At 50.7% G+C, this 19,298-nt stretch carries 16 protein-coding genes; 15 read left to right on the forward strand and 1 reads right to left on the reverse strand.

What is annotated here, in order from left to right:
• Positions 1–162: 162 nt before the first annotated feature.
• The 15 genes from ACFQ1X_RS01555 (at position 163) to ACFQ1X_RS01625 (ending at position 17,408) form a co-directional block, all read left to right on the forward strand.
• On the forward strand, positions 163–1,140 hold the full coding sequence (locus tag ACFQ1X_RS01555) for an N-acetylglucosamine kinase (protein WP_144840384.1): 978 nt from the start codon (positions 163–165) through the stop codon (positions 1,138–1,140).
• A 10-nt stretch (positions 1,141–1,150) separates the two neighbouring features.
• Positions 1,151–3,169: a GNAT family N-acetyltransferase gene (locus ACFQ1X_RS01560; protein ID WP_144840385.1), complete on the forward strand. Its 2,019-nt coding sequence runs from the start codon at positions 1,151–1,153 to the stop codon at positions 3,167–3,169.
• A 14-nt stretch (positions 3,170–3,183) separates the two neighbouring features.
• Positions 3,184–3,891 (forward strand): PIG-L deacetylase family protein, encoded by a 708-nt coding sequence (locus ACFQ1X_RS01565; protein ID WP_144840386.1) that lies wholly within the window; start codon positions 3,184–3,186, stop codon positions 3,889–3,891.
• An 11-nt stretch (positions 3,892–3,902) separates the two neighbouring features.
• Complete coding sequence (gene nagZ / locus ACFQ1X_RS01570; RefSeq protein ID WP_144840387.1) at positions 3,903–5,474, forward strand: beta-N-acetylhexosaminidase; 1,572 nt, start codon at positions 3,903–3,905, stop codon at positions 5,472–5,474.
• Positions 5,475–5,849: 375 nt separating this feature from the next.
• Positions 5,850–7,022: an anhydro-N-acetylmuramic acid kinase gene (locus ACFQ1X_RS01575; protein WP_144840459.1), complete on the forward strand. Its 1,173-nt coding sequence runs from the start codon at positions 5,850–5,852 to the stop codon at positions 7,020–7,022.
• Complete coding sequence (locus tag ACFQ1X_RS01580) at positions 6,995–8,359, forward strand: extracellular solute-binding protein (RefSeq protein ID WP_379081070.1); 1,365 nt, start codon at positions 6,995–6,997, stop codon at positions 8,357–8,359. Before ACFQ1X_RS01575 ends, ACFQ1X_RS01580 begins: the two co-directional genes overlap by 28 nt.
• A 60-nt stretch (positions 8,360–8,419) precedes the next feature.
• The gene (locus ACFQ1X_RS01585) at positions 8,420–9,364 is read left to right on the forward strand and encodes a carbohydrate ABC transporter permease (RefSeq protein WP_379081073.1); all 945 of its coding nucleotides are present in this window, start codon (positions 8,420–8,422) and stop codon (positions 9,362–9,364) included.
• 14 nt (positions 9,365–9,378) lie between these two features.
• Positions 9,379–10,347, forward strand: coding sequence for a carbohydrate ABC transporter permease (locus ACFQ1X_RS01590; protein ID WP_144840389.1), 969 nt, complete (start codon positions 9,379–9,381; stop codon positions 10,345–10,347).
• The gene (locus ACFQ1X_RS01595; RefSeq protein ID WP_144840390.1) at positions 10,347–11,510 is read left to right on the forward strand and encodes an exo-beta-N-acetylmuramidase NamZ family protein; all 1,164 of its coding nucleotides are present in this window, start codon (positions 10,347–10,349) and stop codon (positions 11,508–11,510) included. Before ACFQ1X_RS01590 ends, ACFQ1X_RS01595 begins: the two co-directional genes overlap by 1 nt.
• Before the next feature lie 11 nt (positions 11,511–11,521).
• Positions 11,522–12,436, forward strand: a complete 915-nt coding sequence (gene murQ / locus ACFQ1X_RS01600) for an N-acetylmuramic acid 6-phosphate etherase (RefSeq protein WP_144840391.1) — start codon at positions 11,522–11,524, stop codon at positions 12,434–12,436.
• 6 nt (positions 12,437–12,442) lie between these two features.
• On the forward strand, positions 12,443–13,390 hold the full coding sequence (locus tag ACFQ1X_RS01605) for a GNAT family N-acetyltransferase (RefSeq protein WP_379081077.1): 948 nt from the start codon (positions 12,443–12,445) through the stop codon (positions 13,388–13,390).
• Between the two features lie 99 nt (positions 13,391–13,489).
• Positions 13,490–14,374, forward strand: coding sequence for a MurR/RpiR family transcriptional regulator (locus tag ACFQ1X_RS01610; protein ID WP_379081080.1), 885 nt, complete (start codon positions 13,490–13,492; stop codon positions 14,372–14,374).
• A gap of 26 nt (positions 14,375–14,400) precedes the next feature.
• Entirely contained in the window at positions 14,401–15,588 is a 1,188-nt protein-coding gene (nagA, locus tag ACFQ1X_RS01615; protein ID WP_144840393.1) for an N-acetylglucosamine-6-phosphate deacetylase, read from the forward strand.
• Entirely contained in the window at positions 15,557–16,282 is a 726-nt protein-coding gene (nagB, locus tag ACFQ1X_RS01620) for a glucosamine-6-phosphate deaminase (protein WP_379081083.1), read from the forward strand. Before nagA ends, nagB begins: the two co-directional genes overlap by 32 nt.
• A gap of 28 nt (positions 16,283–16,310) precedes the next feature.
• Positions 16,311–17,408: an ABC transporter ATP-binding protein gene (locus tag ACFQ1X_RS01625; RefSeq protein ID WP_144840394.1), complete on the forward strand. Its 1,098-nt coding sequence runs from the start codon at positions 16,311–16,313 to the stop codon at positions 17,406–17,408.
• A 382-nt stretch (positions 17,409–17,790) separates the two neighbouring features.
• On the opposite strand, the gene ACFQ1X_RS01630 is transcribed toward ACFQ1X_RS01625, so the two are convergent.
• Positions 17,791–19,269: a phytoene desaturase family protein gene (locus tag ACFQ1X_RS01630; RefSeq protein WP_144840395.1), complete on the reverse strand. Its 1,479-nt coding sequence runs from the start codon at positions 19,267–19,269 to the stop codon at positions 17,791–17,793.
• Between the last annotated feature and the right edge of the window lie 29 nt (positions 19,270–19,298).

Raw genomic sequence — 19,298 nt, forward strand, 5'->3', positions numbered from 1 at the left:
AGGAAATGCTTTTCCTGTTGCGTGCTTTATTTATCGAGGATTGTACTAACAGAAAGTCGTGTGTTGAAAAAAAATAACGGTTTTTAAAAGAAAAGTTGAAATAATATTTCAAAAATTTATAATAAACTAGTAGAAGAGAAAAAAGAAAGCGGAGGCGCTGTTATGTATGTGTTGGGAATTGACGGGGGAGGAACGAAAACTTCAGGAGTGGTCGCCGATGAGAGCGGCAGGGTTTATATGCAGACGATTGGAGGCAGCAGCAATCCGAATGCGCTGACTCAGGAAAAATTCGAGGAGGTGCTCAGCGGACTCCTGGCTGAGCTGGAAAATCAGAATCCGCATATTTTCGCCCAGCTCTCGGTATGTTTTGCGGGCATGTCAGGAGTCGGTGAAAGCGGAGGCGATGCTGAATTTGCAAAACTCCTGAAGAAACAGCTGCCTGCGCAGACGGATGTTGTCGTGGTGAACGATGCTTATAACGCACTCTATTCCGGTACGCTCGGGAATCCGGGAATCGTTCAAATCGCCGGAACCGGTGCAATTTCATTTGGCATAAATTACGAAGATAAAAGAGCACGTGCCGGAGGCTGGGGTTATCTGTTCGATGATGGGGGCAGCGGGTACTACCTGGGCAACGAAGCTCTACGCGCAGTTTTTGAACATTTCGATGGACGCGGGCCGTCGACAGTGCTGACAGAGCGACTCCTTAATTTCTTTGACGCAAGGCATGTGCCGGAATTGACCGGGAAAATCTACAGTCCAAAAGAGCACCCGCGCGCGGTCATTGCAAAACTTTCCCCGATCGTAGTGGAAGCGGCGCAAGCAGGAGATCCGGTTGCGGAAGGAATCATCTGCAAAGCCTGTGAAGAAATGATGAAATGCATCGAAGCCTGCCACAACAAGCTATTCGATTTTGACCATCCGACGGTTATCGTCTTATCGGGCGGCGTCTTTACCCACCCCGGTCAATTTGTTTGGTACCTGAATGAATTGAGCAGAAAATCGCTGCCGAATGTCATATTCCGGGAAACCCGGGTAGACCCGGTCGGCGGTGCGGTAATCGGCGGTTTGAAAGCGATGGGAATCAGCTCCATTGAGGAATCATTCGCAGAACGGTTGAACCGGGAATTAAAGAAATGAGGCGATTTTGATGGAATTGCGCCATTTGGGTGAGTTCAGCACCGAGGAGATTACGGAATTCTGGAACCGCGAACTCGGTGATTCATTTCCCATGCAGGAGAGGTTATGGGAGCAGAATACGTTCGGTGATCTGAATTTGATCGAAGAAGCTTCGGTAGCGGTAGCAGAAGAAGGCAGGCTCGCCGGTTTTATTGTCGCGAAACGGTTTCAGGAACAAACGGAAGCGGAAATGAACCGGGATATCGGCTGGATCCAATGTTTGCTGGTAAAGCGCGAAATGCGCGGATTGGGACTCGGGAGGAGGCTCTTGAAGCATGCGGAAGACATGTTCGCCCAAGCGGAAATGAAACAGATCCGTCTGGGCCGGGATCCATGGCATTACTTTCCGGGAGTCCCGGCTGACGACACGCTAACCGCAAACTGGTTTGAAAGCCAGGGATATGTGCGTGAATCGCTCGAGACGGATCTGATGAGAAAAATGGACAGGAAATCAACATACGAAATGGAAAATCCATCTGAACAGTTCAAAGTGATAGAGCCGCACGAACTTCCGGATCTGCTGGAGTTTCTGAAAACGAATTTCCCTGGAAGATGGCATTACGAGGCGCTGAGCTATTTGGAAACCGGAGCGGCCGGCCGGGAATTCATGGGTCTGTATATAGAAGGAATGTTAAAAGGCTTTTGCCGCATCAATGATTCCGTCTCGCCGCTGATTGCACAAAACGTCTACTGGTCCCCGTTATTTGACGGAGAGCTCGGCGGCATCGGTCCGCTCGGAATCAATCGCAGCATCCGGGGGCGGGGGTACGGGCTCGATCTCGTGAAAGCCGCCGCCAATGAATTGGTCCGCCGCGGTTCGGATGTGATTACAATAGACTGGACGCAACTTGTGCCGTTCTACGAAAAGATGGGATTCAACGTATGGAAACAATACATAACGATGGCAAAAACACTCAAAAGTGAAAAGGGTGACGGCATGAAGAGCTTGGTGAGAACATTTCTGCAGAATGAAATCGACAAACAGGTGACGCCGGGCGCAATCATCCGTGTGCGCCATAAAGGCGAGTTGATCGTGGATGAAGCGCTCGGGACGAACAGTTTGGAAAATGAACGGGTGCCCGTCACCGGAAAGACTGTTTATGATATGGCATCGCTGACAAAAGTGATGGTGACGACGCCGATCATTTTACAGCTGCTCGAGCAAGGTCAAATCTATCTGCATGATCGGGTGGCAGCTTTTGTGCCGGAATTTGGTGCAAACGGCAAAGAAAATGTCCGGCTGCGGCATTTGCTGACGCACTCATCAGGACTCCCGGCGCATCGCCATTATTTTGCGGACCGGCTGACGAAGCAGCAGGTTTATGAAGAAATTTATAAAGAACAGCTTGTTTATGAACCCGAAACGCAAGTGGTATACAGCGATCTCGGCTTCATTATGCTGATGGCAGTGATTGAAAAAGTGACAGGCCAGCGGATCGAAGCTTATGCTGAGCAGCATCTGTTTGCGCCGATGGGTATGAACGATACGAAGTTTCTGCCGGATTACGAAAATTCACGTTATGCCCCGACGGAATTTTTAGAGCATATCGGCGGCCATAAATACGGCATCGTCCATGACGACAATACCGAATTCATGGGCGGCATCAGCGCGCATGCGGGTCTTTTCTCAACGATGGATGATTTATCGATCTTCACAAAAATGCTGGAGAACGATGGCGTACACAATGGCGATCAAATTCTCCATCCCCTGTGGCTCGAAAAAGCGCGGCAGGATTTTACTCCCTACAGCGATGATGCGCGGGGCATCGGCTTTGAACTGAAAGCGCGCGGGGCCGGTCCAGTGGGCGATCTGCTGTCATCAAAGACTTACGGCCATACGGGGTATACCGGAACGAGCTTTTATATCGACATAGAACGGCAATTGACGATCATGCTGCTGACCAACCGCGTCTACTTCGGACACCAGGATCCGATCATCCGGCTGCGTCCGCGGCTGCACAATTTGATAGTCGCCAATCTGGAACAATAAAAAGGGGGAGCAGCATGCACTTAATGATTGTCGGTGCGCATTGCGGAGACGGCGAATTGCAAGCCGGTGCAATTGCACATAAATATGCAGAGGCAGGTTATAAAGTAACTTTTCTGCATCTGACAGCGGGCGAAAAAGGCGCACCACCACATTTAGATACCGAAGTATATCGTCAGCAGAAAATTGCGGAAGCGGAAAAGGCAGCTGCAATCCTCGGCGGCATGAGCATCACACTCAGCCATCGCGATGCGGAACTGGAATTCACAGCGGAGCTTTCGAAAGAAGTCGCAACGATTTTCCGCACAGAAAAACCGGATTTTGTCATAACCCACTGGGTCAACAGCATGCATCCCGACCACGCCATCTGCCAGAAACTCGTCCAGGATGCCTGGCTGAAAGCATCGCTCCCCGGTTTCGAGCTGGACGGCTTGCCGCCGCACGGCATCCGCCGCGTTTTCCATAGTGAAAACTGGGAGGACATGGAAGGTTACGAACCGGATATTTACGTCGACGTCACCGAATCGTTCGACGCCTATCTGGAGGCGCTGTCCTGTTACTGGTTCATCATGAACTCAGGCAGTTTCCGCTATTACGATTATTATAAAGCGCTCGGCACAACGCGCGGCTGTCTTGGCCGCACACAATATGCACAGACTTTGCAGAACTCGAAAGGGCTGCATGTCCGCCGGGAAGGCCACATCCCCGGATTTCAAACCACTTAAGGAGGCTAACCATGACTTTACATAAAAAAGCCGGCCGTCTCATGATTGCCGGATTCAAAGGACTCACCATTTCGGAAGAAATAAAACATCTGATCCACACTTACCATATCGGAGGCGTGATCTTGTTCGGCCGCAATATCGGCACGCCGGAAGAAATTCTTGAGTTGACCCGGTCGCTTCAAGCAGAAGCAAAAGCAGCCGGCTACAACGTGCCGCTGTTGATTTCCATTGATCAGGAAAATGGCGTCGTCCGCCGCCTCGGGGAAGGCACCACAATCATTCCGGGCGCGATGCTGCTCGGAGCCGCACAGGATCCGGCCCATGCACGCAAAGCCGGCGAATTGACCGGCAAGGAATTGAAAGCGCTAGGCATCAACTGGAATCTGGCGCCGGTCGTCGATATTAATAACAATCCAAAAAACCCGGTCATCGGTGTGCGCTCATTCGGCGAAAATCCTGAAAAGGTCAGCGAACTGGCAAAACAATCGATGCTCGGCATGCAGGATGCAAAAGTCATGACGACGCTCAAGCACTTTCCGGGCCACGGCGATACCAGTGTTGATTCACATCTCGATTTGCCTGTCATCAGCCACGGACTCCAGCGGCTTCATGCGGTGGAATTGGTGCCGTTCAAAGATTGCATCGCGGCCGGAGCGGACGCCATCATGAGCGCGCATGTTTATTTCCCCGCACTTGAAGGAGAGGCAAATCTGCCGGCAACCTTGTCGCGCTCTGTCATAACAGGACTTCTGCGCGAAGAGCTCGGCTTTGACGGCGTCGTAACCACGGATTGCATGGAGATGGATGCGATCGCCAAAGGCATCGGCACAGTCAACGGTTCGGTTAAAGCTGTCCAGGCCGGCGTCGATTTGGTGATGGTTTCACACATGCACGATCTGCAGGAACAAGCCATCCTGAAAATTGCCGAAGCCATCGAAAACGGCGATATCGAAGAAGCACAAGTCGACCGTTCGATTGAACGCATCAACAGCATGATCGCCAATTACGATGGATGGAATGAAATTGCAGAAAACAGCAGCGTTCCGGCATTCGTAGGCTCCACCGAACACCAGCTGGAAATGAAAAGCATATATAAGCAAGGCATCACGCTGACCGGCGGCAAAGGCGGACAGTCCATTGCACCATCCGACAAAGTGCTGCTCATCTACCCGCATAACGAATACGCCACCATGGTGGAAGACAAACGCTATTCAACTTTGGAGATGGCGGAACAGCTCAAAAAGGTTCATAGCCATGTCGAAGTCATCGAAATCGATCCAGCCAACTACGAAAAGCAGCAACATAAAATAGTCGAACAGGCTCAAAACTTCGACCGCCTTGTCATCCTGACACTCAATGCAGCCGTCCAGGAAAGCCAGCGGAATTTCGTCAATGAACTGATTGATACCGGTGTCCCATCTGACGTCATCGCCATTCGGACACCATACGATGCAGCACAATTCAAAAATGCAAACCGCATTTATTGCACCTACGAATTCACCAAATCCGCATTTGAAACAATGGCGGAAGCCTTGGTAGGCAAGACAGAAATCAACGGCAAGCTGCCGGTGACGATTCTATAATTTCAATTCTTCTATTATAGGTTGAAGTAAAGAATCAATATTCTCATCTCGCTTCGGCGCTATGGACTGGGCTGAGAGAATAGCTTAGATATGGAGCAAAACAGCGAAGACGCCCAGGGGAGCAAGCGAAGTGCTGAGATCCACTCGGGCGAAGTGCAACGAGCCAGAGTTAGCTCAGCACGAGCCCCCAGGCAAGCGAGCTGTTTTGCGGAATATCGATTACTGAAGATTTATTAGTTCAACTTATATAGCTAATTGATATTTATTTTTAAATTTAATAAAAAGTATTGATATTTAATTTTAAAAAAGCTACTATATGAATAAGAGTTTTCGAACAATTCTGGCGCATCGGAAAGGGGTGGTCAAGTGGAAGCAATGAGAGTTTGTGGATTAATGTCCGGAACATCGCTGGACGGCCTTGATATTGCGGTCGCGGATTTCGCGGAATCGGGAGGCAAGATAAGCTATCAGCTGGTCCACTTCACGACAATGTCCTATCCGGATGAACTGAAGGCGAAGCTCCTGCAATTGATGGATCCGCTGGCACCGATGCAGCAGGTTTCATCGATGAATATGTATCTCGGGGAATATTACGCGCGTCTGATCAGGGAGGCATTGGAAGCAACGGATGTCGATTACGAATCGATCGATCTGATCAGTTCACATGGCCAGACGATGTGGCATGAACCCGTGATAGGAGGGGCCGATCCTTTTGCGCGCCCCAACAGCTTTCAAATCGGTGACATTTCAGCGCTTGCTGAGTTCTCCGGAAAAACGGTCATCGGTGATTTCCGCCCGCGCGATATGGCGGCCGGTGGTCAGGGGGCTCCGCTTGTTCCGTTTGCTGATAAAATTTTATTTCAGTCGGAAACGGCGGGCAGAATCCTCCTGAATATCGGAGGCATCGCGAATATGACCGTCCTGCCCTCAGTAAGCAGCAAAAAGAAAACGCTTGCATTTGACACGGGGCCCGGCAATATGATCATCGATGCCTTTGCATCAAAGCATACGGGCGGGAAGCGGAATTACGACGAGGACGGTAAAATCGCAGCTGCCGGACGAGTGGACAGCGAATGGCTGGCTCAATTGCTCGAAAATCCCTATTACAATTTACCGGCACCGAAAAGCACCGGACGCGAGCTGTTCGGTACATCTTATGCCGATGAATTGTGGCAGGAAGCCGACAGCCGGCAAATGGCAGAAGAAGACAGAATCGCTACGATGACAAAGCTGACAGCGGAAACGATTGCCGCTGAAATCCGTAAGTTCGCGGACAGCCACGACATCGACGAAGTATTTGTCAGCGGTGGGGGCGTACATAACGGCACGCTGCTCGGATTTTTGAAAGAGCGCATGCCCGACAACATCTCAGTAAAAGCCTCCAACGAAATCGGCATCGATTCAGATGCCAAAGAAGCATTTGTTTTCGCGCTGCTCGGTTATTTGGGTTTCAACAGGAAACCGAATAATCTGCCCGCTGCCACAGGGGCGGAGCGGCCGACAATTTTGGGGAAAATTGCATGGCAATCAAAACATTGGGGGGAATAGAAATGACGAAAATGTACAGAAAATCTGTTTTGACAGTCGCTTCACTTGGTATGGCAGCAAGTGTACTTGCGGGATGCAACAGCAACGCCGAAGAAACGGGCGATGTAGAAGAATTTAAAGGTACAATTACGATCTGGGACGGCCCGAGATGGCCGGATGAAGATGACAATAAATTCCACTGGCTGGAAGAGAAAATTGCTGAATACGAAGAAGCGAATGAAGGCATTGAAATCGAAATGGTGCAGGTTCCTTGGGCAGAAATGGGCGATAAGCTGGGTGTAGCGATTGCCGGTAAAGGCTGGCCGGATATTGCGCCGGTTGACATCAGTGGAAGCGCAATCTCAATCGACCATATCGAGCAGGGCGTTGTAGAACCGCTTGATGCTTATATCGATGACGAAGCGAAAGAAGACTTTTATGAAAATGCACTTGATGCTTACACATATGACGGGAAACTCTACGGCATTCCGAACTCCATCACACTTCATACGATGCTGTTGAATTTGGATCTGTTTGAAGAAGCAGGCGTTACACCGCCGGAAAACGGCCAATGGTCGTATGATGAATTCCTGTCTGCTGCAAAAGAGTTGACGTTTGACCGCGACGACGATGGCGAGACGGATGTATACGGATTCTCGACATACATCATGCCTGGGTATTACGAAGCGTGGCCTTTCTTCTATAAGAATGGCGGATCACCTTTGAACGAAGATATGACTGAATTCACATTCGACGACCCTGAAACCATTCAGGCGATCCAGGATCTGGCTGATTTAAAACTGACGGAAAACGCTGCACCTGAAACGCATGGCGGCAATGATGTCGGCGGAACATTCCAGGCTTGGGCAAACGAAGAACAACGTACGGTAGCTATGCAACCATGGGCAACATGGGCGATTGGCGCGGCTCAAGGCGCTTACCCGACAAACTTCATGGTAGCTGAATATCCGACCGGTGATGAAGAAACTTCGAAAACAATCGGTGGGGTCGGCGGCTGGACAATGTTCCACCAGGACGAAGATGCTAACAAAAAAGCTGCGGTAGCAGACTTCATGCAATTCATCTCGACTGCTGATGAGCAAGTGACGATGGCTCAGAATTATGGCGTCTTCCCGGCTCGCATCAGTGCGGCTGAACAAGATCCATTCGCGGAAAACCCTGAAATGGCGCGCGCGATGGAAATGTCTGAACAAGTGGTAATGCTTCCACGCCATCCGGAGTGGAGAAAAATCGATGAAGCGATCCAAACAGAACTTCAACTCGTCTTCAACGGTGAGAAAACTGCAGAGCAAGCAATGGCTGATGCAAAAGTTGTCGTAGACGGCTTATTGGAATAGAAGATTTCGAGCAGGCTGTGCCACGCGCAAGCCTGCTTCATTTTTAGGAGGTGTCCCGCAATGACTCAAGTGCCAATTGGAGCGGTACCGAAAAAAGGCGAAGAAGAACTGAAAGTCAAAAAACGATTTAACGAAAGTGTTTGGAAACAAATGAAGAAAAACTATGCGGCGTACCTGTTTTTATTGCCCAAATTGGTGCTGTTCACCTTATTCGTCGCAATTCCTGTGTTATGGGCATTCGTCTTGTCGTTTCAGGAATACAAGATTTTCGGCAGTGAATTTGCCGGATTTCAAAATTACATAACCGTGTTCCAGAGCGCCGCATTTATGGCGGCATTGAAAAATACGATGCTGTTCACGATTGTGACGGTGCCTTTCGGCGTCATCACGGCTTTGATCGGCGCGTCGATGATTTTCGCGCTCGGCAAAGTGTCACAGAGCTTTTTCCGGTCCGCGTTCTATTTGCCGACGGTGACTTCAATGGTCATCATCGCGATGGTATGGCGCTGGATGTACAATTACGATTTCGGTTTGTTCAATTATTTGCTCGGCTGGTTTGGGGTCGATCCGGTCAACTGGCTGGGCCAATCGGCAACCGCGTTATGGGCGTTAATCATCATGCAATGTTTGATACCATTCGGTGTCGGCATCATCATGTACCTGGCGTCGATGGGCTCGATTTCGACGGCGCTCTATGAAGCGGCGAAAATTGATGGAGCCGGCAGCCTCAAACAATGGTGGCATATCACTGTTCCACTGTTGAAGCCGACGACGCTCTACCTGGTGCTGCTCAGCACGATCGGTTCGTTCCAGGTGTTCACCCAGATCATCATGATGACGGGCGGTGGGCCGGGTAACGCCACCGAAACACTTGTCCACCTCATCTATAAAACCGGTTTCCGGGATTTCGAATTCGGTTTGGCGGCCGCACAATCGGTCGTATTGTTTGTCATTATTCTCATCTTCTCTGTCATCCAATTCCGGGTGCTCCGCCATGATGAGTGATTGGAGGATTGACTGTGAAAAATCAAAGTAAACGAGCAAATAAATTAATCATCTATGTCCTGCTGACCGTTTTTGCGGTCGTTTCACTACTTCCTCTTTATTGGGTATTTTCTACCTCGCTGCAACTCAGCAGCTACCAGTCGGAAGATATGGATCGCCCTGTTTCCTATGTCGATTCCAATCCGCCGAAACTATATCCGATGGGGATCCCGCTTTATTTTGAACATTGGGGTGAAGCACGCGAAGCGGATAAAGCAGGAAATGCGGAAGAAGAAGCGTATCACCGAGAAATGATGGACCATATCATCGACAATACGTTCTCAAGTTTCGCCACGCTGTTCCAAAAACATGATGTCGGCAAATGGTTCTTCAACAGTGTTTATATTTCCGTTGTCGTAACGGTCGGGATTCTGCTGATCGATTCCATGGCCGGTTATGTGCTCGCCAAAAAGAAATTCCCGGGGAGGAATCTCATCTTCTGGATCATTATTTCAACGATGATGATCCCAGGGCAGGTTACGCTGGTGCCGCTGTTCATCATGGTTGGGAATTTGAACTTGATGGATACGCATTGGGCGCTCATTCTGCCGGATCTGTCGATGGTCTTCGGCGTGTTCCTGATGCGCCAGTTCATGTATTCAATTCCGGATGAACTGCTCGAAGCATCGCGTATGGACGGCGCAAGCGAATGGCGCACCTACTGGACAATCGTGCTTCCGCTTGCGAAACCGGGTCTTGCCGCACTTGGGATCTTTACGTTCATGAATGTCTGGAATTCATTCCTGTGGCCGATTATCGTGTTGAACAGCGCAGAGCTGTACACCTTGCCGGTTGGATTGAAAACACTTCAAGACGCCAATCTGGCCAGCTTTAAATTATTGATGAGCGGAGCTGCGGTAGCCGCAATTCCGATGATCATCGTCTTTATCCTGTTCCAGCGCTACTTCGTTAAAGGCTTGACACTCGGCGGCGTGAAGGAATAATGGCGGCCGCTGTAAAGCTAGGACTCGAAGTATTCCTGGAAAATCGGACGCACGAGCTGAAGGGAAAACGAATCGGTCTCCTGACCAATCAAACAGGGGCCGACTCACAGCTGGAATCGGCGATTCGTCTGTTTCACCACCATCCTGATCTCGACTTGCGCGTCCTGTTCGCACCGGAACACGGCTTAAAGACGGATGCCAAAGAAGGTGAGAAATTCGGAGACAGCGTCCACAGCGAAACGGGCGTGCCGGTCTACAGCCTTTACGGCAAAACGAAAAAACCGACGGACGCCATGATGCAGCATATCGATGTTGCGATTTACGATCTTCAGGATATCGGCGCACGTTATTACACTTATATTTACTCGATGGCCTATCTGATGGAAGCTTGTGTGCGGACGGGCAAAAAGATGTATGTCCTGGACCGCCCCAATCCAATCGGGGGCGAAGCACTCGAGGGAAATCTTATCGAATCCGATTTCACATCTTTCGTCGGACTCTACCCGATTCCGAACCGCCATGGCATGACGGCGGGGGAACTGGCACTTTATTTCAATGAAACCTTTAAAATCGGCTGCGATTTGGAAGTGGTCAAAATGGAAGGCTGGCAGAGCGGCATGTTATTTCCGGATACCGGATTGCCGTGGATTCCGCCTTCACCGAATACGACAGGGCTCGATATGATGCTGCTGTATCCGGGAACCTGTTTAATAGAAGGAACGAACTTATCAGAAGGACGCGGAACCGCCCAGCCCTTTGAAATCGTCGGCGCCCCGTTTATCGACGGCATCCGGTTGCAGGACGCTGTCAACGCTCTCGGCCTTCAACACGTCAAAGCGCGAGCGATTAGCTTTACGCCGGCACAGGCGAAACGTGCAGGAGAACTGTGTGAAGGCATTCAGCTCCATATTATGGACAGGCAGTTGTTTCAGCCGCTGGCGAGTTTTATTCGTGTGCTCAGCCTGATCGCTGAAATGTACCCGGAAGAGCTGGTGTTCCTGGAATACGGCAACCTCAAGCATCCGATGTTCGATCTCCTGGCCGGCACGGACCTGCTGCGCAACGCACTGGCAAACGGCGGCGCAGAAGAATTTTTACAGTATTGCCAAAAAGACAGCGAAACTTTCGCTGACATAAGACGGCAATTCTTACTTTACAGATAGGGGGCGAAGCCATGGAAAAGTTATCACTTCTCATCACAGAGGAATCCAATCCGAAATCGGCGAGTCTTGACGAAATGCCGACTTCGGAAATACTCAAAACCATGAACGAAGAAGATCAGACTATCGCGCTGGCCGTCCAGAAAGTCCTGCCGCAGATTGAGCAGACGGTTGAAAAAGTCGTCAGCGCATTCAAAGCGGGAGGCCGGCTGATTTACACTGGAGCCGGAACCAGCGGCCGCATCGGCGTGCTTGACGCCGTTGAATGTCCACCGACATTCAGCACGTCACCCGATATGGTCCAGGCGGTACTCGCCGGTGGAAACGGAGCCATGTTCAACGCAGTCGAAGGAGCGGAAGACGACGAATTGCTCGGCGCATCCGACCTCGAAAAGCTGAACATCACAAAACACGATGTCATCATCGGCATCGCGGCAAGCGGACGCACACCTTACGTCAAAGGAGGGCTTGTCTATGCCAACTCATGTGGTGCAACGACTGTCGCCTTGTCGAGCAATGAAAAGTCACTGATCGGCAAACATGCCGACATCAAAATCGAAGTCGTCACTGGACCGGAAGTATTGACCGGCTCCACGCGGCTTCGCGCAGCAACAGCCCATAAAATGATTCTTAATATGATTACGACTGCTTCGATGATCAAAACCGGCAAAGTTTATAAAAATCTTATGGTCGATTTGAACGCCAGCAATTATAAATTGCGCGAACGGGCGAAGCAGATGGTCTGCACGCTCACCGAAGTTTCTTACGAACAAGCGGAAAAGGTTCTTGAGACAACTGATTTCGATGTGAAACTGGCGATTGTCATGATCTTTACGGGCGTCGCAAAAGAAGAAGCGGAAGCGTTGATTCGCACATCCGGCGGTTTTGTCCGGGAAGCTGTGAAAACGGCAACAGTAAAAGAGGGGTGAATGGCGATGTACCGCAGTTTCCGGAATGGCGACGAAAATGCCATCATCGATCTATGGAATAAAACCATGCAGCGCGATCCGATAACAAAGCAGCGATTTTTCAAACAAGTGCTGCTCGACGCCAACTTCGATCCTGAAGGTTTAATTGTTGCCGAGCAGGATGGGGAATTGATCGGCGCTATCTATGCGCTCACGAGGAAACTCCCAATGGCGGGTATAGAATTGGAGCGGGACACCGCGTGGATTACGTTTTTCATGGTCGATCCTGAAAACGGACGTCAGGGAATAGTCCACGGATTGATGGAGCAGGCGGAACAATATGCGAAGCAACAGGGAGCGGTACAAATATTATTCTCTTCCTACGCACCGAATTATTTTCTGCCTGGCATCGATGAAACGGCTTATCCGGCTGCGTACACTTTTTTGCTGAAAGAAGGTTATCGCCGACAGTCTTCGCCGGTTGCGATGCACCGTGATTTATTGGATTACAGTTACACGCCCGCAGTGAGTGAATTGAAAAAACAGCGCGAAGCGGAAGGCTATTCATTTGGACCGGCATCACACGGCGATTTTCCGGAACTGATCCGCTTTGCAAATGAACATTTCAATCCCGATTGGGGACGCGCCATCCGTGAAGGCATCCTGCAGGGACTCGATCCCGAACAGGTGCTGGCGGCGAAAAACGGTGACCGCATTGTCGGCTTCGCGATGTTCGGAGGCTATGAAGGAATCCGGGAACGCTTTGGCCCGTTTGGTGTAGATGAACACGAAAAGGGCAAAGGGCTTGGTAAAATCCTGCTGCACGATACGCTCCATGCGATGAAGCAGCGGACGATCCAAGGCGCCTGGTTCCTGTGGACCAGCGAAACAAGCTCAGCAGGTCATTTGTATTTGAAGCACGGTTTCAAAACCTATCGCCAGTTTCATGTAATGGTGAAGGAACTGGTTCATTAAAGAAGCGATTTCCAGGCATGGTGGAGCATTTCACCTGTATTAGTTTTGAATTAGAGATAGAATAAATATAGAGATAATTTTGTATAAGCAGAAGGGTTGATGACAATGGGCATAGCAAGTGGCGGTTTGGTATTGGTCAATGAAATGCGGAAGAATCTTCCGCCATCGGAACAGAAAATCGCGGATTATATTGTGTCGAATCCGGAAAAAATCGTGTCGATGACGGTACAGGAACTCGGTGAAATGAGCCAGACAAGCGGGGCAGCGGTTACTCGGCTGTGCAAATCGCTGAAGCTGAAAGGCTTTCAGGAGCTGAAATTGCGCATCAACGGAGATCTGGGCCGGAAAATTGAATTGACCAACCGCGACATCGAACCCAACGAACCCGTAATGAGTACCATTCAAAAAGTGACGGACCACGCTGTCCACGCTTTATTGGAAACCGCGGAACTGATGGACAGCACCCAACTCGAAGCAGCGGTCGATGCCATCGGCAATGCACAAAATATCCACTTCTTTGGTGTCGGGGCTTCCGGCATTCCGGCTTTCGATGCGCAGCAGAAATTTCTGCGGATCCACAAAGCGACAACTTCAACAGCAGATCTCCACATGAGCGCAACAGTCGTGGCCAACTTCGGACCGGAGGATGTCGTTGTCGGAATTTCATTTTCAGGGAAAACATTTGAAGTCGAAAAGATTTTGGAACTGGCAAATTCCCGGGGGGCGACGACGATCAGCCTGACGAAATATGGCCAGACGCCGATTTCAGGAATTTCGAAAATCCAGCTGTACACCTCGCCATCGCGCGAAGCGAATTTCCGGAGCGCGGCAACTTCTTCACGGCTGGCTCAGCTGCATGTTATGGACATGCTGTTTATGTCAGTGGCATCGCGGCAATTTGATACAACAATCACTTATCTGGATTCGACGCGGGAAGCGATTGAAGACATTCAGCAATACATTTCAGGCAAGAAGAAAAAATAATGACGCAATCAAAGAAGGTGTCCGCAATGACTCGAACATTGATCGAAAATATCCGGCTGGTCCAAAACGATGGCTCGTTGGCTGAAGGCTCGGTCCTCATCGAAGACGGACGGATTGCGGCAATGTCGGCGGAGCCGCTCACCGATTACACTGGCGACCGTTTTGACGGCGGCGGCTCTGTGGCGATGCCGGGTTTTATTGATATCCATATCCACGGAGCACTTGGAGCGGATTTTATGGACGACGACAGTGCAGCGGCGGGGACGATTGCGGCGGCGCTGCCTGCCGAAGGGACGACTTCATTTCTTGCGACCACGCTGACGCATTCGCCGGAACGCATTTCACAGGCTATCCGGCACGGACGGAATTTCATGACTGGAAAGGAGAAAGCAGGAGCGGAGATGCTCGGCTTTCACCTCGAAGGTCCGTTCATCCATCCGAATCAGGCGGGGGCACAGCCTGCCGCCTATATTTGTGAACCGTCGATGGCGCAGTTACAAGGATGGTTCGGTAACAATCTGGACGATTTGAAAATCATCACGATGGCGCCGGAACAAGATGTGGAATTTAAAGTGATTCGGGAACTTTCAGAACGTGGCGTCATCGTTTCAGCCGGCCATACGACGGCGGATTACGCGACGATTAAAAGAGCACAGGAGGCCGGATTAACGCATCTGACGCATTTCGCCAATGCCATGCGCGGGCTGCACCACCGCGAAATCGGCGTGGTCGGCGCGGGTATGCTGAACCGGGAATTATTTTGTGAAATCATCGCGGATGGCATCCACTTAGCGCCCGACATGCTGAAGCTGGTGCTGCAGGTCATCGGTCCGGAACGTTTATTGCTCATCACTGATTCGATGCGCGCCAAAGGATTGCCGGACGGTTCGTATACTCTCGGCGACCAGGAAGTGACGGTGAGCGGCCAGGAAGCGGTGCTGGCGGATGGAACGCTTGCCGGCAGTGTGCTGAAGATGAATGAAGGAGTGCGCCAGTTGAAAGTGGCAGCTGACATTTCATGGGCCGACGCCATTGCGCTGTCGTCCGGAAATGCGGCACAGCGGTTCGGAATCTCGGACCGCAAAGGCAGCTTAGAGCATGGCAAAGATGCTGATATCGTTCTGGTAACAGAAGATTTCAGCGTCAGACATACCTTTTGCAGAGGAAGGATGAGTTTCGCTCATGATCAAATCGAAGATGTTCCAGTGGATTGAAGTATCAAGCTACGAGCAGATGAGTGAAATTGCAGCGACGATTTTTGCGGAACAATTGCTGTCAAAACCCGACAGTGTCCTAGGGCTTGCCACAGGCGGCAGCCCTCTCGGCTTTTACAAAGAATTGGTGCGGCGCCATCAGGAGGAAGAATTTTCTTTTGCACGGGCGACAACTTTTAATTTGGATGAATACGTCGGGATAGGCCCGGGAGACGCGACCAGCTACCACGAATTCATGAATGAGAATTTATTCCGTCACATCGATTTGCCAGAAACGAGACGCCATTTACCAAATGGCCTGGCGACGGATCTGGATGCGGAGTGCAGTCGATACGAGAAGCTGATTGGGGAAAGCGGCGGCATTGACCTGCAATTGCTGGGCATTGGCGTCAACGGCCACATCGGTTTCAACGAACCGGGCACGCCCTTTGATTCGCGTACGCATGTCATTGAACTGACGGAAGCGACGCGGCAGTCGAACGCACGGTTTTTCGACAGGGAACAGGATATTCCAAAAAAAGCGCTAACGATGGGCATCGGAACAATTATGGCAGCCCGTAAAATCGTGCTGCTGGCTTTTGGAGACAATAAAATGGATGCTGTGGAGCGCCTGGAAAACGGTGCCGTAACGGAAGAGTTTCCTGCCAGCATACTGCACAAACACCCGCACGTCACGGTAATATACGGAAAATAATAGAGATGATTTTGAAGGGGGTTGCCGTATGGCAGAGTTGAAGTTGACCAATCTTACCAAAGAATACGACAAAGGTGTTCTGGCGGTACAGGATTTTAATTTACACATACTGGATAAGGAATTCATCGTTTTTGTCGGCCCGTCCGGCTGTGGGAAATCGACGACACTTCGCATGATTGCCGGTCTTGAGGATATTTCAGACGGCGAGTTTGAAATCGAAGGCAAGCGCATGAACGATGTGGCGCCGAAGGACCGGGACATCGCGATGGTGTTCCAGAACTACGCACTGTATCCGCATATGACCGTTTACGAAAATATGGCATTCAGCCTGAAACTTCGCAAAGTGCCGAAAAAGCAGATCGAGGTGCAGGTCAATGAAGCGGCGAAAATCCTTGGACTCGAGGATTACCTGAAGCGCAAGCCGAAAGCCCTCTCCGGTGGACAGCGCCAGCGTGTGGCACTGGGACGTGCAATTGTGCGCGACGCGAAAATCTTTCTGATGGATGAACCGTTGTCGAACCTTGACGCCAAGTTGCGTGTACAGATGCGCGCAGAAATTCAGAAATTGCATCACCGCCTGCAGACGACGACAATCTACGTGACGCATGACCAGACGGAAGCGATGACGATGGCAACACGCATCGTCGTCATGAAAGATGGTTTCATCCAGCAGGTGGGAACACCCAAGGAAGTCTACGACAACCCGGTCAACGTCTTTGTCGGGGGCTTTATCGGTTCACCGGCGATGAACTTTTTCCGCGGCAAGATGACGACGGCAGGGTTCCAGATCGGCGAAACGACGGTCGATCTGCCCGCTGATAAACGAGCGCAGCTGATGGCGGAAGGTTATGAAGGGATGGAAATCATCCTTGGCATCCGTCCGGAGCATATCCACACCAACGCAGCGGAAATCGAATCCAATGCATCATCGGTATTCAAAGCGAACATCGATGTTGCCGAGCTGATGGGAGCGGAAACGTATTTGTATGCGCACCTGAACGGCTCGAATTTCATCGCCCGCATCGAAGCCACTACGGCAATCAAAGCGGGAGACGAGATTACACTGGCATTCGACATGGAGCACGCCCATTTCTTCGACGTTGAAAACGAGAAGCGTATATTCTGATTTCAAGTGGCATCCCCTGCGGAGATAATCCGTGGGGGATTTTTCTATTTACTGATAGTGGAGAATTGGCAGCGTCGGCGCTTTGGGTGTGGGAGATGGAATAGGGGAAGATTGTGCCTATGTGTTGCTTAAGAAGATAGCTTCTGGATCTTCTACTTAGGGGAATGAAGCTCTGAGTGTCATATAGAGTTATTCACCTCACGTATAAAACGATTTACTTACCGTATAAATTGTTTTAGGTGTCGTATAATCTTGTTTTTGTGTCGTATAGCCAATTTTACCTCACGCTCCTCAAAATAGACGGACCGCATCAGAAGTTTGAACGGATCGATTTGAAACAGCTGGCGTTCGCCAGCTGCCTGGGGCGGCGCGCCGCCCGTTTTTAAATCAACCGCTTGGAAGCGATTGAGCGGGCCGCATGGATGCCACTCGCCGCAGCACCAATTGTGCCGCCGCCTGGAAAGATATGGTCGCCGCAAACATAAAGTCCAGGAATGCCCGAACGATGCGAGATGGAATTGAACAGCGCTGAATCCAAGGTTTGGGGGAATCCCCCGACAAATCCGTTCGGTCTGCCCGTGAAACGCTCCCATGCTTTAGGCGCTCCTTTTTCCAGATGGACAATCGACTCGCGGAAACCAGGAATTTGCTGTTCGATTGCCTGGAGCATCCGCGTGCTTAACGTTTCTCTGGCCACGTCGTACTTTTCGTGGGTATCCCAAAGGTCCGCTTTGGAATGAGTGGAAACTGTAACGGTTTGAAAACCGGCAGGCGCCCGCAACAAGTCGCCGGGAAGCGAGGCGGACATAAAAAAGTGAGCGCCTTCAGCCATGCCATCTCCTGTTGAAATTTGCCGGAAGGGAGGCAGCGGATGAGTCAATCTGCTGGAATCGACAGCAATGTACAAAGTCAGGGTCGTCCATGTTTCACTTCTTGCCCCTTCCAGGAGGGGCTTTTTTAATTGGTCTGCGAGTTCCTGTGACAGCATGCCGGGGAGCAGGTGGATGGGTGCATTGACGATGACTGCATCGGCTTCGTAGCTATTGCCGCGGTGATCGGTTGCAATCCAGGCCTTTTTGCTGCGTGCCAGTTTCATGACGGTGCGGCGTTTTTTCAACACACCTCCATTTTCCTTTATACTTTCACCCATTATCTCAGCAAAGCGATACAATCCGCCGGGTACATAATAAGCCCCTTCATGATAGATATCGAGTGCGACTGCAGCCAGTAAATAAGAAACATCCTCGCTTGCGGTCTGCATGCTATCGATCAGCAGCCCGTCCAGCATATGCCGGAACGCTGTGAGTTGGTCGAGGCCGTGGCGGTTCAGGCAATCGCCAAGTGTTTTATTGAAATGCGGCAAAAGCCTGGCATGGGCAGGCCGGATGGCGCCCGCTAATGCTACCCATTCTTTCGCTGTAGCCGGAGGCAGTGCAGGAAGTGGATCCATCATTGTGCGGACGATTGAAGCAGTCGAGTAAATTTCCTGATAAAAGGCACGAATATTTGATTCGTATCCGGGAAATTGACTGACGATGTTATGCACATGATGTTCACGGTTTTTCAGAAACACAAACGAATGGTCAGGGTGGATCATTTCCATGACGGTTTCCAACGGTTCAAGCGGCAATGGTTTTCCGAGGAAACGGAAAACGCGCTCATGGATGCCGCCGCTTTCAAGGCCCATGCCGAGTGTGGCGCCAACAGGGAACAGGAATTTATGCCGTTTGAATTTCCCGGCGCAGCCTCCCAGTTCAGAAGATGCTTCGAGAAGTGTAACGCGGTCCCCATTTTTAGCCAGCAAAGCAGCAGCGGTCAATCCGCCGATGCCAGCGCCAATCACTAATATATTTTGCGGCATGTCCGATCCTCCTTAAAAATAAAATTTAT

The organism is Metaplanococcus flavidus (genome assembly GCF_042675885.1).
GTDB classification, from domain to species: domain Bacteria; phylum Bacillota; class Bacilli; order Bacillales_A; family Planococcaceae; genus Planococcus; species Planococcus flavidus.

Coding starts and splice junctions, on each gene's coding strand:
- ACFQ1X_RS01595 (WP_144840390.1), top strand. CDS start 10,347: ATGGCGGCCGCTGTAAAGCTAGGACTCGAAGTATTCCTGGAAAATCGG.
- ACFQ1X_RS01560 (WP_144840385.1), top strand. CDS start 1,151: ATGGAATTGCGCCATTTGGGTGAGTTCAGCACCGAGGAGATTACGGAA.
- murQ (WP_144840391.1), top strand. CDS start 11,522: ATGGAAAAGTTATCACTTCTCATCACAGAGGAATCCAATCCGAAATCG.
- ACFQ1X_RS01610 (WP_379081080.1), top strand. CDS start 13,490: ATGACAATGGGCATAGCAAGTGGCGGTTTGGTATTGGTCAATGAAATG.
- nagZ (WP_144840387.1), top strand. CDS start 3,903: ATGACTTTACATAAAAAAGCCGGCCGTCTCATGATTGCCGGATTCAAA.
- ACFQ1X_RS01575 (WP_144840459.1), top strand. CDS start 5,850: ATGAGAGTTTGTGGATTAATGTCCGGAACATCGCTGGACGGCCTTGAT.
- ACFQ1X_RS01605 (WP_379081077.1), top strand. CDS start 12,443: ATGTACCGCAGTTTCCGGAATGGCGACGAAAATGCCATCATCGATCTA.
- ACFQ1X_RS01585 (WP_379081073.1), top strand. CDS start 8,420: ATGACTCAAGTGCCAATTGGAGCGGTACCGAAAAAAGGCGAAGAAGAA.
- ACFQ1X_RS01630 (WP_144840395.1), bottom strand. CDS start 19,269: ATGCCGCAAAATATATTAGTGATTGGCGCTGGCATCGGCGGATTGACC.
- ACFQ1X_RS01625 (WP_144840394.1), top strand. CDS start 16,311: ATGGCAGAGTTGAAGTTGACCAATCTTACCAAAGAATACGACAAAGGT.
- ACFQ1X_RS01580 (WP_379081070.1), top strand. CDS start 6,995: ATGGCAATCAAAACATTGGGGGGAATAGAAATGACGAAAATGTACAGA.
- ACFQ1X_RS01565 (WP_144840386.1), top strand. CDS start 3,184: ATGCACTTAATGATTGTCGGTGCGCATTGCGGAGACGGCGAATTGCAA.
- nagB (WP_379081083.1), top strand. CDS start 15,557: ATGATCAAATCGAAGATGTTCCAGTGGATTGAAGTATCAAGCTACGAG.
- nagA (WP_144840393.1), top strand. CDS start 14,401: ATGACTCGAACATTGATCGAAAATATCCGGCTGGTCCAAAACGATGGC.
- ACFQ1X_RS01555 (WP_144840384.1), top strand. CDS start 163: ATGTATGTGTTGGGAATTGACGGGGGAGGAACGAAAACTTCAGGAGTG.